The organism is Protaetiibacter intestinalis (genome assembly GCF_003627075.1).
In the GTDB taxonomy this organism is placed as follows: domain Bacteria; phylum Actinomycetota; class Actinomycetes; order Actinomycetales; family Microbacteriaceae; genus Homoserinibacter; species Homoserinibacter intestinalis.
On sequence record NZ_CP032630.1, the window covers coordinates 1470057 to 1483439 of the forward strand.

Here is a 13383-nt window from a genome sequence, read left to right on the forward strand (position 1 = left end):
CGACTCAGCTGCTCGGATCCTCGTCCGCGGGGGCCAGGCTGTGCCAGATCTCGAACGCCACGCTCGCCGCCTGCTCGGCATCTCCGGCCGCGAGCGCCTCGATGAGGCGGTCGTGCACCTGGACGGAGGCGCCTCCGTCGTGCCGGAAGCGCTGGCCCTCGGCGCGACGCACCAGCGGGTCGAAGTGATCGAGCACCGATTCGAGGGCCTGATTCCCCGCTGCCGCGACCGGGATCCGGTGGAGTTCTTCGTCCGCGTCGAGCGCATCCGCGACCCGGCCTGAGGCGACGGCCTCGGCGAAACGCCGGTTGGCCGCTCTCATGCGGGCGAGCTCGTCGTCGCCGAGTCTCCCCGCCACCTGCCGCACCGCCAAGGCGTGCATCGCCGCGATCACGTCCCGGGCGTCTCGAACCGCGCGGGGGTCGATCGTGGTGACGGTCGTCGACCGGCCCGGTATCGCCTGCACGAGCCCGCTCGCCCCCAGCCGGAGCAGGGCCTCGCGGATGGGCGTGCGGCTGACCCCCAGCCAGTCCGCGAGCTCCCCGTCCTTGAGCTGCTCTCCCGGCTCGAACGTGCCGTCGACGATCGCGTCGCGGAGACGCCTGAAGACGTCGTCGCGCAGCAGCGAGCGGCCGACGCCGTGGGTTCCTCCGGGAATGGGCATGCAATATGTTGCGGGCCCGCGAGGCCGAAACGCAAATCATGAGGGGGGGTGGGAATATCGGTCGGACTGCAATATGTTGCATATCACAAGTCGAGATACGACGGACCACAACCTCGCCGCCGAGCGACGGCGCGAGGGGGAAAGGAAGTGCATCATGAACACCACTGAGCAGGGGATCAGGAACATCGTCCTCGTGCACGGCGCGTTCGCGGACGGCTCCGGCTGGCGTCGCGTGTACGACAACCTGACGGCGCGGGGGTACCGCGTGTCGATCGTGCAGAATCCCCTCACGTCTCTCGAGGACGACGTCGCCGCCACCCGGCGGGTCCTCGACCGGCAGGATGGCCCGAGCATCCTCGTCGGCCACTCCTGGGGCGGCACCGTCATCACCGAGGCGGGAGTGCACGACGGGGTCGCCGGACTCGTCTACGTGGCCGCACTCGCGCCGGACTCGGGCGAGACCACGGCGCAGCAGTACGAGGGATTCGCCCCCACCCCCGAGTTCGTGATCGACGTGGGCGACGACGGCTTCGGGTACCTCGACGCCGATGCGTTCAAGGCCGGATTCGCGGCGGACGCCGACGACGCCGACGCGGCCTTCCTCCGCGATTCGCAGGTGCCGATCAACATGTCGGTGTTCGGTGCGGCGGTCACCCGGGCCGCGTGGCGCGACAAGCCGACGTGGGCGGTCATCGGCTCGGACGACAAGGCGTTCGACCCCGCGATGGTGCAGCACATGGCCCACCGGATGGGGGCGGCGATCACCACCGTCGCGGCCAGCCACGCCCTCTACCTGACGCAGGCCGACGTCGTCTCCGACGTCATCGTCGCGGCCGCCGAGAACGCCCTGGTCGGCATCTCCTGAGGACCGGGCCCACCAGAGGTCGGCCCGCGCCCGCGGGCCGACCTCGAAGGAAGCAGGAGGACCATGTCGATCACTGTTCGTCCGGGCGGGCTGGGCCATCACGGGTCTCGACGCGGTCGTGATGGGGATCTTCGGCGCCATCGCCGCGTCGAAGGCCCTCAGCCTCGGGGTGGGGAGCGTCGGCGCGATCGTCGTGGGCGTGATCGGCGCGATCGGTGGCGGGATGCTGCGCGACGTCATCCTCAACCGCCCGATCTCGATCCTGCAGGTCGGGACGCTGTACGCGGTGGCCGCCGCCGCCGGTTCGGGGGTGCTCATCCTGCTCGTCCACGTCGGCACGCCCGTGCCGATCGCGGGGATCGTCTCCGCCGCGGTCACCGCGATGGTACGCGTCGCCGCCGTGGCGTTCGGGTGGAGCTTCCCCGAACAGCGTGCCCTCCGTGGGCGTCGCGCCCGGGAGGCAACGATTCGATAAAGCGCTTTACTTAAAACGCTTTAGTCCATAGTGTCCTTCTCAATCCCCCATGGGCGCGGGATGGATGCCTGCGCCACGCACCCCCGGGGTCCGTCAATACAAAGGAGTATTCACATGGCATCACGGAAGGCAGTCGCGGCAGCGATCGCCGGCGCCGCGACCGCGGCGCTGCTGCTCACGTCCTGCTCGGGAGCCCCCACCGGCAGCGACGACGGCCTGGACGGCGAGGTGACCGGCGAGGTCACCTTCGTCACCTGGCGCACCGACCTCATCGAGGACGGCACCTTCGACACGTACGCCGAGGAGTTCCACGCGAAGTACCCGGACGCGACCGTCAAGTTCGAGGGCATCACCGACTACGAGGGCGAGCTGCGCACCCGCCTCTCGACCACCAACTACGGCGACGTGCTCGGCATCCCCAACAGCGTGCTGCCCGACCAGCTCGCCGACTTCTTCGAGCCGCTCGGCCAGACCGCCGACCTCGAGTCCACCTACCGCTTCCTCGCGCCCAAGAGCTACGAGGGCGTGCAGTACGGCATCGCGCTCGGCGGCAACGCCAACGGCATCCTCTACAACAAGGACGTCTACGAGCAGGCGGGCGTCGACACCTTCCCGACCACCGAGAAGGAGTGGCTCGCCGCGGCCGCCAAGATCAAGGCGACCGGCGCCATCCCGCTGTACACCAACTACAAGGACGGCTGGCCGCTCAGCCAGTGGTCGGGCAACATGGGCGCCATCACCGGCGACCCGGATGCGGTGAACAAGATCGCCGAAGAGGACGCCCCGTGGACGGAGGGCGGTGAGCTCTACGCGATCGACTCGCTCATCTACGAGTCGGTGGCCGGCGGCTTCACCGAGGCCGACCCGCTCACCACCAACTGGGAGCAGTCGAAGGTCGACTTCGCCACCGGCAAGATCGCCACCATGGCGCTCGGCTCGTGGGCCATCTCGCAGATGCAGGCGGCCGCCACCGACAACGGCATCGACCCCTCGGTCGTGGGCTACGCGGCCTTCCCGGCCACGGCATCCGACGGCACGCAGTACGCGATCGTCGGCGGCGACTACAACCTCGGCATCAACAAGCACTCGAAGGTCAAGGCCGCCGCGAAGGCGTGGATCGACTTCCTCATCGAGGACTCCGGATTCACCGACACGCAGGGCATGGTCTCGCCGCTGCTCTCGAAGGACCTGCCCGACAACCTCGCCGGCTTCGCCGACGCGGGCGTCGAGCTGCTCGAGCTGAACGCCGCACCGGCCGGCAAGGAGGCGCTGTTCAACAACATCGCCGACGCCGCTCAGATCGACATCTGGGGCAACATCTACCGGCAGAAGCTCGTCGACATCGCCCGCGGTGCCGCCGACGGCGACAAGGAGTCGTACTTCGCCGAGCTGAACGAGCGCTGGGCCGACGCCCGGGCCGCGCAGGGCTGATGAGCCCCATCACCACAACCCCGCGCGTGCCTCGGCGCCGCGGCCGGCGGGGGTCCTCCGGGGCCCCCGCCGGGCAGGGGTTCTTCGCATCCCTCACCCCGTACCTGTTCCTCGCGGCCGCGGTCGGCCTGCTCCTGCTGCTGACCTACCTGCCCGCCGTGAACATGCTCTGGTACTCGTTCACCGACTGGGACGGCCTCGACCTCGAGAAGAACGTCGTCTGGCTCGACAACTACGTGCAGGTGTTCACCAACCCGCAGATCTTCGGCGTGTTCTTCGTGAGCCTCTACTACTTCGGCGGCTCCTTCGTGCAGATGGCGATCGCCCTCTACTTCGCCGCGCTGCTGAGCTACCGCACCCGGTTCTCCAACTTCTTCCGCGGGGTGCTGTTCTTCCCGTACCTCATCAACGGCGTCGCGATCGGCTTCGTCTTCCTCTACCTCTTCCAGCCGGGCGGCAGCCTGGACACGGTGCTCGGCTGGTTCGGGCTCGCCGACCCGCCGCAGTGGCTCGGCGACCCCGCGATCGCGAACGTCTCGCTCGCCGGCACCTCCGTCTGGCGGTACACGGGTCTCAACTTCGTGCTCTTCCTCGGCGCCATCCAGTCGATCCCGGGTGAGCTCTACGAGGCCGCCGACATCGACGGCGCCAACAAGTGGCAGCAGTTCTGGGCGCTCACCTTCCCCGGCATCCGGCGGATCGTCGGCCTGAGCTTCGTCCTCGCGGTGGCGGGCAGTCTCTCGGTCTTCGAGATCCCGTTCATCATGACGGGCGGCGCCAACGGCACCTCGACGTTCGTCATCCAGACGCTGCAGACCGCGTTCAACTTCCGCCAGGTGGGGCTCGCCTCGGCCATGGCGATCGTGCTGCTCGCCATCGTGCTGCTCGTCACCTTCGTGCAGCGCAAGATCTTCCCCGACGAGAAGGTGGACCTCACATGAGCACCGCACCCGCCCGCGTCCGGATGGCCGGACTCTCGGCGACGACGGTCAAGTACGTCTCGCTCGTGATCGGGGTGATCGTCACCCTCGTGCCGCTGTCGGCGCTGTTCATCGCGAGCTTCAAGACCTCGCAGGAGCTCGGGCAGACCGGGCCGTTCGACCTGCCCGCGAACTGGTTCAACTTCGAGAACTACGTCACGGCGTTCGTCCGGGGCGGCATGGTCGAGGGCTTCCTCAACACGACCGTCATCCTGCTGTTCTCGCTCACCGGCACGATCCTCATCGGCACGATGGCCGCCTACGCGATCGACCGCTTCCACTTCCGGGGCAAGAAGCTCATCGTGGGGCTGTTCCTCGTGGCGACGCTCATCCCCGGTGTCACGAGCCAGGTGGCGACGTTCCAGATCATCAACGGGCTCGGGCTCTACAACTCGATGGCCGCGCTGATCCTGCTGTTCATGGGCACCGACATCATCTCGATCTACATCTTCATCCAGTTCATGCAGTCGATCCCCGCGTCCATCGACGAGGCCGCGATGCTCGACGGCGCCAACCGCTGGACCATCTACTGGCGCGTGATCCTGCCGCTGCTGCGGCCCGCGATCGCGACGGTCGTCATCGTGAAGGGCATCGCGATCTACAACGAGTTCTATCTGCCGTTCCTCTACTGGCCGTCGGAGGGCGTGATCTCCACCTCGCTGTTCCGCTTCAAGGGGCCCTTCGGCGCCCACTGGGAGACGATCGCCGCGGGCACCGTGCTCGTCATCGTGCCGACGCTCATCGCCTTCGTCTTCCTGCAGCGCTTCATCTACCGCGGTCTCGCCTCGGGGTCGGTCAAGTGAGCGCGCGCGAACTGCACACCGGGTGGACCGTGCGCGCCGCGGGCGGCCCGGTTCCGGATGCCGTGGGCGCCGCCGCGCTGCCGGCCGTCGTGCCCGGGGTGGTGCACCAGGCCCTGCTCGACGCGGGCCGCATCCCCGACCCCTACCTCGACGACAACGAGTCGGCGCTCGCCTGGATCGGGCTCGTCGACTGGACGTACGAGCTGGGCTTCGAGGTGACGGAGGCGGAGGCGGCCGAGGAGCGCCGCGCGCTCGTCTTCGACGGCCTCGACACGGTGGCGACCGTGCTGCTCGACGGCGAGCCGGTGGCCGAGGTCGCCGACCAGCACCGCACCCACCGCATCGAGCTGGGCGAGCAGCTCACCGCAGGCTCCCACCGGCTGACCGTCGCCTTCCGCAGTCCCGTGCGCTATGCCGACGCGCAGAGCCTCGCCCTCGGCGCCCGCCCGCGGCCCTACCCGATGCCCTTCGAGGCGATCCGCAAGTCGGCCTGCAACTTCGGCTGGGACTGGGGCATCGCCACCTTCACGAGCGGCATCTGGCGCCCCGTGCGCCTCGAGGCGTGGTCGACGGCGCGGTTCGCCGCCTCGCGGGTCGTCGCGACGCCCGAGGGCGACGGCGGCCGCATCGCCGTCGCGGTCGAGCTCGCCACCACGGCGGTTGCCGAGCTCGAGCTGGAGCTCGAGGCGGCGGGGGAGCGGGCGGCCGCGACCGTGCCCGCGGGGGCGAGCACCGCATCCGCGACGCTCGAGCTCGCCGAGGTGGAGCGCTGGTGGCCGGTGGGCTACGGCGCGCAGCCGCTGTACGACGTGACCGTGCGCCTGCGCGCGGGTGACCGCGTGCTCGATGAGGCGCACCGCCGCGTGGGCTTCCGCACCCTGCACTGGGACACCGAACCGGACGCCGACGGCCGCCCCTTCCAGCTGGTCGTCAACGGGCAGCCGGTGTTCGTGAAGGGCGTCAACTGGATCCCCGACGACGCGCTCTTCCCACGCGTCGACCGCGCCCGCTACGCGCGTCGGCTGCGGCAGGCGGTCGCCGCGAACCTCAACCTCGTGCGGGTGTGGGGCGGCGGCATCTACGAGGACGACGCCTTCTACGAGCTGTGCGACGAGCTCGGGCTGCTCGCCTGGCAGGACTTCCTGTTCGCGTGCGCCGCCTATCCGGAGGAGGAGCCGCTGCGCTCCGAGGTCGAGGCCGAGGCGCGCGACAACGTCACCCGCATCGCGCACCACGCATCCCTCGCCCTGCTCACCGGCAACAACGAGAACCTGTGGGGCTACGAGGACTGGGACTGGAAGCGCCGTCTCGACGGCGCCACCTGGGGTGCGCACTACTACTACGAGCTGCTGCCCGCGGTGGTGGCCGAGCTCGCGCCGCACGTGCCCTACGCCCCCGGCAGCCCGTTCAGCCCGGGCGGCGAACTGCACCCGAACGACGAGACGGCGGGCTCGGTGCACCTCTGGGAGCAGTGGAACCGGCGCGACTGGCCGAGCTACCGCGAGCACACCCCGCGCTTCGTCGCCGAGTTCGGATGGCAGGGGCCGCCCACCTGGACGACCCTGCGTCGCGCGCTCTCCGACGAGCCGCTCACCCCCGAGTCGCCCGGCATGATCGTGCACCAGAAGGCGTTGGAGGGCAACCAGAAGCTCTCCGACGGCCTGCTCGCCCACTACCGGGTGCCGCGCGACATGGAGGACTGGCACTGGGCCATGCAGCTCAACCAGGCCAACGCCGTGGGCGCCGCCCTCGACCACTTCCGCTCGCACGCGCCGCACACCTCGGGTGCGATCGTGTGGCAGCTCAACGACTGCTGGCCCGTCACCTCGTGGGCGGCGATCGACGGCGACGGGCGCGAGAAGCCGCTCTTCCACGCGCTGCAGAACGCCTTCGCGCCGCGCGTGGTCACGATCCAGCCGCGTCAGGACGGGCTCGTCGCCGTGGTCGGCAACGACACGGCCGAAGGATGGGAGGGCGACCTCGTCCTGACGCGGCTCGGCTACGACGGCGCACCGCTCGCCTCGGCCACCGTGGCGGTGTCGCTCGCGCCGCGCTCCTCGGCGACCGTTGCGCTTCCCGCGGAGGTCGCGGCGGCATCCGACGCGGCCTCCGAGCTCGCGCTCGCGGAGCTCGACGGGGTGCGCGGCACCTGGTTCTTCGCCGAGCCGCGCGACTCCGCGCTGCCGGCGGCCGACGCGGCCGTCGCCGTGGAGCGGGCCGACGACGGCACCGCGGTGACCGTCACGGCATCCGTGCTGCTGCGCGACGTGACCCTGCTCGTCGACAAGCTGCATCCGGATGCCGCGGTCGACCGCGGGCTCGTCACCCTGCTGCCGGGCGAGTCGGCGCGGTTCACGGTGCGCGGGGTCGACGGCCTCACCGTGGATGCCGTGGCCGCCCCCGGCGTGCTGCGCTCCGGCAACCAGCTGGTGACGCGATGAGCGGCCGCATCCCGGGCGACCCGATCGCCGGCATGACGTGGGGCTGGGTCGGCACCCGCGGAACCTGGGCCACTCCGGAGGCGGCCTCGTCGATGCGGGCGATGGCCGAGCACGGCGTCACCTGGACGGCGATCGCCTACGCGGCCGAGCAGGCGCACATCTTCTCGACCGAGATCCCGTACGACCGGGAGCCGACGGTGACCGACGACGAGATCGTGTGGGCGATCCGCGAGGCGCACGCGCTCGGGCTGACGGTGTGCCTGAAGCCGGTCGTGAACGTGGCCGACGGCACCTGGCGCGCCCACATCGGCTTCTTCGACCACGAGGTGCCGGGCGAGGCGACCTGGGCTCAGTGGTTCGCGAGCTACACGGAGTTCATCCTGCACGCGGCCCGCATCGCCGAGGCCGAGGGCTGCGCGATGCTCTGCGTCGGCTGCGAGATGGTGCGCGCCGACGGGCAGGAGGCGCACTGGCGCGCGCTCATCGCGGCCGTGCGCGAGGTGTACTCGGGGCTCGTCACCTACAACTGCGACAAGTACCAGGAGGACCGCCTCAGCTGGTGGGACGCCGTCGACGTGATCTCGTCGAGCGGCTACTACCCGATCGACAGCTGGCAGGCACAGCTCGACCGCATCGAGCCGGTCGTCGCGGCATCCGGCAAGCCGTTCTTCTTCATGGAGGCGGGCTGCCCCTCGCGCACCGGCTCGGCGCAGCTGCCGAACGACTGGAACCTGCCGGGGGAGCCGTCGGGCGAGGAGCAGCTGCGCTACTACGAGACGATGTTCGCCGCCGTCGAGGCGCGGCCCTGGGTGCGCGGGCTCATGCTCTGGGACTGGCCGGCGCACTTGTACGCTGAGGGGGCGGCGGCCGGCAACGACGACTACTGCCCGTACGGCAAGCCGGCGGGCGCGTTCATGGCGGCCCGCTATCGCGACTGGACCTCGAGGAGCACGGAGCACGCATGACCGACGCCGTCTCGCTCGCCCTCGACGCGGGTCAGACCGGCATCAAGGTGCGTGTCTCGCGCGCGGGCGCCGCGCCCGTCGACCGGGGGTTCCCCGGCATCCGCACGGATGCGCCCCTGCTGCCGCAGCTGGCGGAGGTGGCGCGGGTCGCCTCGGTCGGCGCGCCCGTCGAGGTGCTCGCCGCGGGCGTCTCGGGGCTGACCTCGGCCGAGGACGACGCCGCGGAGCTGCGCGCCCTCGTGCACGAGCTGACCCCCGGGCGCGTGCTGCTGACGCACGACTCGGTGAGCTCGTTCCTCGGCACGCTCGGCGACCAGCACGGCGCGGTCGTCGCCTCCGGCACCGGCGTGGTGACCCTCGCCGTCGGCCCCGGCGGGGTGGCGCGCGTCGACGGCTGGGGCTACCTCATGGGCGACGCGGGCAGCGGGTTCTGGCTCGGCCGGGCGGCGCTCGACGCGGTCATGCGCGCCCACGACGGTCGCGGCCCCGCGACCTCGCTCACCGAGGTGGTGCAGGCGCGCTGGCCGGTGCTCGAGGACGCCTACGTGCAGCTGCAGTCGGATGCCGCCCGCGTGAGCGTGGTCGCCTGGTTCGCCGAGGCGGTCGCGGCGCGCGCCGACACGGATGCGGTGGCCGCCGGCATCTGCGCCTCGGCCGCCGAGGAGCTCGCCCTGTCGGTGACGACGGCCCTGCGCCGCGTCGACGCCGCCCCCGTGGTGAGCGCCATCGGCGGCGTCTTCCGCGGCGCCGCGGTGCGTTCGGGCTTCGAGGAGCTGCTGCGTGCCGTGCACCCCGAGGTGCGCTTCGAGGCGCCCCACGGCTCCGGCCTCGACGGGGTGGCGGCGCTCGCCGCCCTCGCCGACGGCCACCCCCTCCGCACCCTCGTCTCCGAGGCGTAGTCCCCTCCCGCGGGTTGAGTAGCCGCGAAGCGGCCCCCTCCCGTTGGTTGAGTAGCCGCGAAGCGGCGTATCGAAACCCATGCACACGTGCAGCAGAGGCCTCAGCTGATCACCGTCACATCCGGATGCGGGTCGAGCCGGTACCCCCGCCCCCGCACGGTGCGGATCACCTCCGCGTACGGCGCGATCCGCCGACGCAGCCGCTGCAGGTACACGTCGATGGTGCGCTCCCCGATGTCGTCGGGGTTGTCGGTGTCGGTGAGCGCGACGAGCAGTGAGCGTCGGTCGTGCACGACGCCCTGGTGGCGGACCAGGTGGTTGAGCAGCGCCTGCTCGCGGTAGGTGAGGTGCACGGCGGAGCCGTCGACGCTCACCCGGTGCCGGGCCAGGTCCACCACCACGCCGTGCTGCGGGGTCGGCGCCGGCGCCGGGGCGCGGCTCACCGTCGGCTCGCCGAGGGCGGTGCGCACGACGTCGAGCGGCGCCGCATCCTCACCCTCGGGGGCGAGCACGACGGAGGCGAAGGTCGCCGCCCCGGGGATGTCGGTGAGCGCGCGCTGCACGTCGGAGACGAGCGTCGCGACGTCGACGCCCGCGGCATCCGCTGTCGCCCCGTCGAGCCCGACGTAGATGCCGAAGCCGCGGAACTCGAGGCCGGCGGGTGCGGCGATCGGCGCGCCGGGGCGCGGGCGGCTGCCCGCCTCCCAGGGGATCGCGACGTACTCGACCGTCATGCGCTCGAGTCTCCCCGACCCGCCGCGACCGGCGCCAACGTCGTGTCACAGTGCGACGGTGTGCGACGAAACACGACACTGTGTGACGTCGCGCCCGCTCAGCGCGTGGGGCTGTACGGGGTGACGAGCCGGTGGATGAAGTCGAGTTTCGCGTGCACCGGCTGCGAGAGCTCGAAGGGGTAGAGGTCGCGCTGGCCCATCGCCCGGTTCACCCGGTTGAAGAACAGCGACACCCACTCCCAGTCGTGCAGCATCTGCTCGGTGGTCTCCTGCGTGTAGTCGGCGTCGGGCACGATGTCGTGGTCGACGATGCCCGACACCCGGGACGCGTCGAGCACCATGCCGGCGGCGGCCGCGGTGGCGAGGGTGTTGCGGATGTGCAGGTAGTGGGCGAAGCACTCGGCGAAGTCCTCCCACGGGTGCATCGTCGCGTACTCGGAGATGAAGGAGGTGCGCCAGCCCTCCGGGGCACCGACGCTGTAGTGGCGGTCGAGCGCCTCGCGGTAGCTGGCGCGCTCGTCGCCGAACAGGGCCCGGCACTCATCCCACAGAGCATCCGTGGTGAGCAGCACGCGCTGGTAGTAGTGGCCGATCTCGTGCCGGAAGTGCCCGAGCATGGTGCGGTACGGCTCGCCGAGCGAGACCCGCAGCGCCTCGCGGCGGGCGTCGAGGGTCTCGGCGAGGTCGATCGTGATGATGCCGTTCGCGTGCCCGATCATGACGGGTGCGTTCTCGGAGAGGCTGGAGAGCAGGTCGAAGCCGAGCCCGCCCTCCTGCTCGTAGTACGGCGTGATGGGCAGCCCGAGCTCGAACAGCTGCACCATGAGGCGGCGTTTGGCGACCCCGGCATCCGCGAGCTTCTCCCACGCGACGGTGTCGCTCTGCGGCGGCAGCCGGCGGCTCGTGCTGCACGAGAAGCAGCGCCCGGTGCCGGCGCTCTCGTCGACGAGCCAGTTGCAGCCCCACGCGCGGTTGCCGCACGGGAACCAGCGCTCGCCGTCGATCTCGATGCCGGCCGAGTCAGCGAGCTGGTAGCTGAGGCTCGGCGGGTGGTAGCCGAGGGGGGCGTCGCAGTGCCGGCAGCCGAGCTCGTCGAGGAACACGAACTGCCCGCAGCGGGGGCATCGGGGCACGGCCACGCTCGGAGTCTAGGCCGGATGCATGCGCCCGACGCGCTGTCAATCCCCTCCCGCGCGGGGGCGCCCCGCTGAGCGCGGTCGACGGCGACTGACATCCTGCGCCCGCTTCGGTCTCGGGTGCGTGTCCCGAGCACGCGCGTCGCCCTGATATAGTCGTCAGGTTGACCTCGCGTCGACATGCGCCCGTAGCTCAATGGATAGAGCATCTGACTACGGATCAGAAGGTTGGGGGTTCGAGTCCCTCCGGGCGCACAGTGTGAAAGCCCGGCCATCGGCCGGGCTTTCGTCGTTGGTGGCGAGTGTCTCGACCACCCGGGGTGGGAGCCGTCGTAACCATAGGTGGTCGAGGAGCGCCCGGCGCAGCCGGACGCGTCTCGAGACCGCGCACGGACGGTCGGCGATGCCTCCGCACCGAAGCTCAGACGAGCTTCTCGAACACCATGGTCGCCTGGATACGGTCGCCTCCGCCGAAGCCGGTGCTGCCCGACGACGCCGTCGTGATGGTGTGGAGGCGGTAGCCGAGCGCCGCCTGAGCATTGATCGCCCGCTCGAGCTCGGTGAGGTTGCCCGATCCCGTTCCGAAGAACTTCTCCTTGAGCACCACCTGGAGGACGACGTAGCTCATGCCCGTTGGTGCCGGGCGTGGCTGGGCGCCCGAAACGGCGTCCGCTTGTGCTCGTTCGACGAAGCCGCCGATCCCACCGCCGGTGGCGGGGTCCTGATACTGATCGGTCCAGGCGGCGCCATCCCACCAGCGCTGCCGCCCCTGACCGTCGTCGTACCACCCAGCCTGAGCCTTCGCCATGAGAGCCTCCTTCGGTTCGCGGCACGTCGTCGCGCGACTCTATCCAGAGACCAGGGGCGCCGTCCATCGTCACGGCGCCGAGTGGCGAAAGCCCTTCAGTACTCGCCCTTGATGACGAAGAACGAGCCGCGGATGGTGCCCGCGAGCTTCGAGTTCTGGCGCGCGAACTTGAAGCGCGCGGCGAGCTCCGCGGGAACCTCCATGCCCTCCGAGAGCTTGAAGCCGACGGCGCGCTTGCCGCCGTCCTCGATCGTGTACATGACGTTGATCGCGAGCCCGCTCTCGTAGAACACGTACGCGAAGCGGATGCCGCCGGCCTCGAACGCGGTCGCCTCGAGCGGCGGGGACGCGATCTCGAGCTCGCGCTCGGCGAGCACGCGGTTCACCCAGGCGATCGCGTCGGCCTGTTCGCTCGCGGGGGAGACGGTGAAGGTGTGCGCGTACTTGTTGGTGATGTAGCGGGCCTCGTTGGCCCGGAGACCGGCGAGCGCATCCGCCACCGGCGAGCTCTCGAGGCCCACCGTGGAGACGTTCACGAAATCGACGACGTACGACATGGTGCCCACGGTAGTGAGCGGCCGCCGCGGGCGCTTCTCGATTCCTGATCGCCCTCCCGGCCGCCGGGGGTATGGTGACCCCATCGTCGAGAGGATTCCGAACATGCGCGCTTCAGTTCCGAACGGGTTCGACCTCTGGGAGGCGGTCGACGGCCTCCGCGAGACCCTCGCCGCGGGCATCGGGCGGCGCGCGGGTGCGGGCGACATCCGCACGGCGATCCTCGTCGAACTGCTCGCGGGGCCGCTCAACGGCTACGAGATCATCCGCGCCATCGAGGCGCGCACCGGCGGCGCCTGGTCGCCCGGCGCCGGCACCGTCTACCCCACCCTGCAGCTGCTCGCCGACGAGAAGCTCGTCACCGCGAAGCAGACCGGCGAGCGCAAGGTCTACTCGCTCACGGATGCCGGCCGCGAGGCTGCGGAGGCCGCCGACGCCCCCGAGGTGGGCGAGTCGGCCCGCGCCCGCGCCGAACGGAACCTGGCGCTGCCGAAGGCGGGGGTGAAGCTCGCGCAGGCGGCCGCACAGGTGGCGCAGAACGGCACGCCCGAGCAGAACGAGCGCGCCGTCGCGATCGTCGACGAGGCGCGCAAGAAGCTCTACGCGATCCTCGCCGAGGACTGACCG

The 13383-nt window shown here is 70.8% G+C and carries 14 protein-coding genes and 1 tRNA gene; 10 read left to right on the top strand and 5 right to left on the bottom strand.

Going from position 1 to position 13383, the window contains the following annotated elements; translation table 11 throughout:
• Positions 1 to 4 precede the first annotated feature (4 nt).
• Positions 5 to 664: a GntR family transcriptional regulator gene (locus D7I47_RS06910; protein ID WP_120762360.1), complete on the bottom strand. Its 660-nt coding sequence runs from the start codon at positions 662 to 664 to the stop codon at positions 5 to 7.
• 154 nt (positions 665 to 818) lie between these two features.
• Here D7I47_RS06910 and D7I47_RS06915 point away from each other — a divergent pair, with 154 nt between their 5' ends.
• The 8 genes from D7I47_RS06915 to D7I47_RS06950 all read left to right on the top strand — a co-directional run bounded on the left by D7I47_RS06915 (position 819) and on the right by D7I47_RS06950 (position 9523).
• On the top strand, positions 819 to 1529 hold the full coding sequence (locus tag D7I47_RS06915) for an alpha/beta fold hydrolase (RefSeq protein ID WP_120762361.1): 711 nt from the start codon (positions 819 to 821) through the stop codon (positions 1527 to 1529).
• A gap of 121 nt (positions 1530 to 1650) precedes the next feature.
• Entirely contained in the window at positions 1651 to 2004 is a 354-nt protein-coding gene (locus D7I47_RS06920; RefSeq protein WP_120762362.1) for a TRIC cation channel family protein, read from the top strand.
• 114 nt (positions 2005 to 2118) lie between these two features.
• Positions 2119 to 3435, top strand: a complete 1317-nt coding sequence (locus D7I47_RS06925; protein WP_120762363.1) for an ABC transporter substrate-binding protein — start codon at positions 2119 to 2121, stop codon at positions 3433 to 3435.
• Positions 3435 to 4376 carry a carbohydrate ABC transporter permease gene (locus D7I47_RS06930; protein ID WP_120762364.1) on the top strand — a complete coding sequence of 314 codons (942 nt, stop codon included), beginning with the start codon at positions 3435 to 3437 and terminating at the stop codon, positions 4374 to 4376. The genes D7I47_RS06925 and D7I47_RS06930 overlap by 1 nt, the downstream gene beginning before the upstream one ends.
• Complete coding sequence (locus tag D7I47_RS06935; protein WP_227000921.1) at positions 4373 to 5218, top strand: carbohydrate ABC transporter permease; 846 nt, start codon at positions 4373 to 4375, stop codon at positions 5216 to 5218. Before D7I47_RS06930 ends, D7I47_RS06935 begins: the two co-directional genes overlap by 4 nt.
• Entirely contained in the window at positions 5215 to 7659 is a 2445-nt protein-coding gene (locus D7I47_RS06940) for a glycoside hydrolase family 2 protein (RefSeq protein WP_120762365.1), read from the top strand. Before D7I47_RS06935 ends, D7I47_RS06940 begins: the two co-directional genes overlap by 4 nt.
• Positions 7656 to 8624 carry a glycoside hydrolase family 113 gene (locus D7I47_RS06945; protein ID WP_227000923.1) on the top strand — a complete coding sequence of 323 codons (969 nt, stop codon included), beginning with the start codon at positions 7656 to 7658 and terminating at the stop codon, positions 8622 to 8624. Before D7I47_RS06940 ends, D7I47_RS06945 begins: the two co-directional genes overlap by 4 nt.
• Positions 8621 to 9523 carry an N-acetylglucosamine kinase gene (locus tag D7I47_RS06950; protein ID WP_120762366.1) on the top strand — a complete coding sequence of 301 codons (903 nt, stop codon included), beginning with the start codon at positions 8621 to 8623 and terminating at the stop codon, positions 9521 to 9523. The genes D7I47_RS06945 and D7I47_RS06950 overlap by 4 nt, the downstream gene beginning before the upstream one ends.
• A gap of 101 nt (positions 9524 to 9624) precedes the next feature.
• On the opposite strand, the gene D7I47_RS06955 is transcribed toward D7I47_RS06950, so the two are convergent.
• Together D7I47_RS06955 and D7I47_RS06960 are read right to left on the bottom strand one after the other, a co-directional pair.
• On the bottom strand, positions 9625 to 10257 hold the full coding sequence (locus D7I47_RS06955; RefSeq protein ID WP_120762367.1) for a winged helix-turn-helix domain-containing protein: 633 nt from the start codon (positions 10255 to 10257) through the stop codon (positions 9625 to 9627).
• Positions 10258 to 10355: 98 nt separating this feature from the next.
• Positions 10356 to 11396, bottom strand: coding sequence for a zinc-binding metallopeptidase family protein (locus D7I47_RS06960; RefSeq protein WP_227000925.1), 1041 nt, complete (start codon positions 11394 to 11396; stop codon positions 10356 to 10358).
• A gap of 179 nt (positions 11397 to 11575) precedes the next feature.
• Between D7I47_RS06960 and D7I47_RS06965 the strand changes: the two genes are divergently transcribed.
• Positions 11576 to 11648: transfer RNA gene (locus D7I47_RS06965), tRNA-Arg, on the top strand.
• A gap of 166 nt (positions 11649 to 11814) precedes the next feature.
• On the opposite strand, the gene D7I47_RS06970 is transcribed toward D7I47_RS06965, so the two are convergent.
• Together D7I47_RS06970 and D7I47_RS06975 are read right to left on the bottom strand one after the other, a co-directional pair.
• Positions 11815 to 12201 (bottom strand): DUF2510 domain-containing protein, encoded by a 387-nt coding sequence (locus D7I47_RS06970; protein ID WP_120762368.1) that lies wholly within the window; start codon positions 12199 to 12201, stop codon positions 11815 to 11817.
• A 95-nt stretch (positions 12202 to 12296) separates the two neighbouring features.
• Positions 12297 to 12758, bottom strand: coding sequence for a phage tail protein (locus D7I47_RS06975; RefSeq protein ID WP_120762369.1), 462 nt, complete (start codon positions 12756 to 12758; stop codon positions 12297 to 12299).
• Positions 12759 to 12861: 103 nt separating this feature from the next.
• Here D7I47_RS06975 and D7I47_RS06980 point away from each other — a divergent pair, with 103 nt between their 5' ends.
• Positions 12862 to 13380 (top strand): PadR family transcriptional regulator, encoded by a 519-nt coding sequence (locus tag D7I47_RS06980; RefSeq protein ID WP_120762370.1) that lies wholly within the window; start codon positions 12862 to 12864, stop codon positions 13378 to 13380.
• Positions 13381 to 13383 lie beyond the last annotated feature (3 nt).

What these genes read in the sequence shown, in the direction of transcription:
- D7I47_RS06910 (WP_120762360.1), bottom strand. Translation starts at nt 664, where the DNA reads ATGCCCATTCCCGGAGGAACCCACGGCGTCGGCCGCTCGCTGCTGCGC.
- D7I47_RS06915 (WP_120762361.1), top strand. Translation starts at nt 819, where the DNA reads ATGAACACCACTGAGCAGGGGATCAGGAACATCGTCCTCGTGCACGGC.
- D7I47_RS06970 (WP_120762368.1), bottom strand. Translation starts at nt 12,201, where the DNA reads ATGGCGAAGGCTCAGGCTGGGTGGTACGACGACGGTCAGGGGCGGCAG.
- D7I47_RS06975 (WP_120762369.1), bottom strand. Translation starts at nt 12,758, where the DNA reads ATGTCGTACGTCGTCGATTTCGTGAACGTCTCCACGGTGGGCCTCGAG.
- D7I47_RS06925 (WP_120762363.1), top strand. Translation starts at nt 2,119, where the DNA reads ATGGCATCACGGAAGGCAGTCGCGGCAGCGATCGCCGGCGCCGCGACC.
- D7I47_RS06955 (WP_120762367.1), bottom strand. Translation starts at nt 10,257, where the DNA reads ATGACGGTCGAGTACGTCGCGATCCCCTGGGAGGCGGGCAGCCGCCCG.
- D7I47_RS06930 (WP_120762364.1), top strand. Translation starts at nt 3,435, where the DNA reads ATGAGCCCCATCACCACAACCCCGCGCGTGCCTCGGCGCCGCGGCCGG.
- D7I47_RS06980 (WP_120762370.1), top strand. Translation starts at nt 12,862, where the DNA reads ATGCGCGCTTCAGTTCCGAACGGGTTCGACCTCTGGGAGGCGGTCGAC.
- D7I47_RS06950 (WP_120762366.1), top strand. Translation starts at nt 8,621, where the DNA reads ATGACCGACGCCGTCTCGCTCGCCCTCGACGCGGGTCAGACCGGCATC.
- D7I47_RS06945 (WP_227000923.1), top strand. Translation starts at nt 7,656, where the DNA reads ATGAGCGGCCGCATCCCGGGCGACCCGATCGCCGGCATGACGTGGGGC.
- D7I47_RS06935 (WP_227000921.1), top strand. Translation starts at nt 4,373, where the DNA reads ATGAGCACCGCACCCGCCCGCGTCCGGATGGCCGGACTCTCGGCGACG.
- D7I47_RS06920 (WP_120762362.1), top strand. Translation starts at nt 1,651, where the DNA reads ATGGGGATCTTCGGCGCCATCGCCGCGTCGAAGGCCCTCAGCCTCGGG.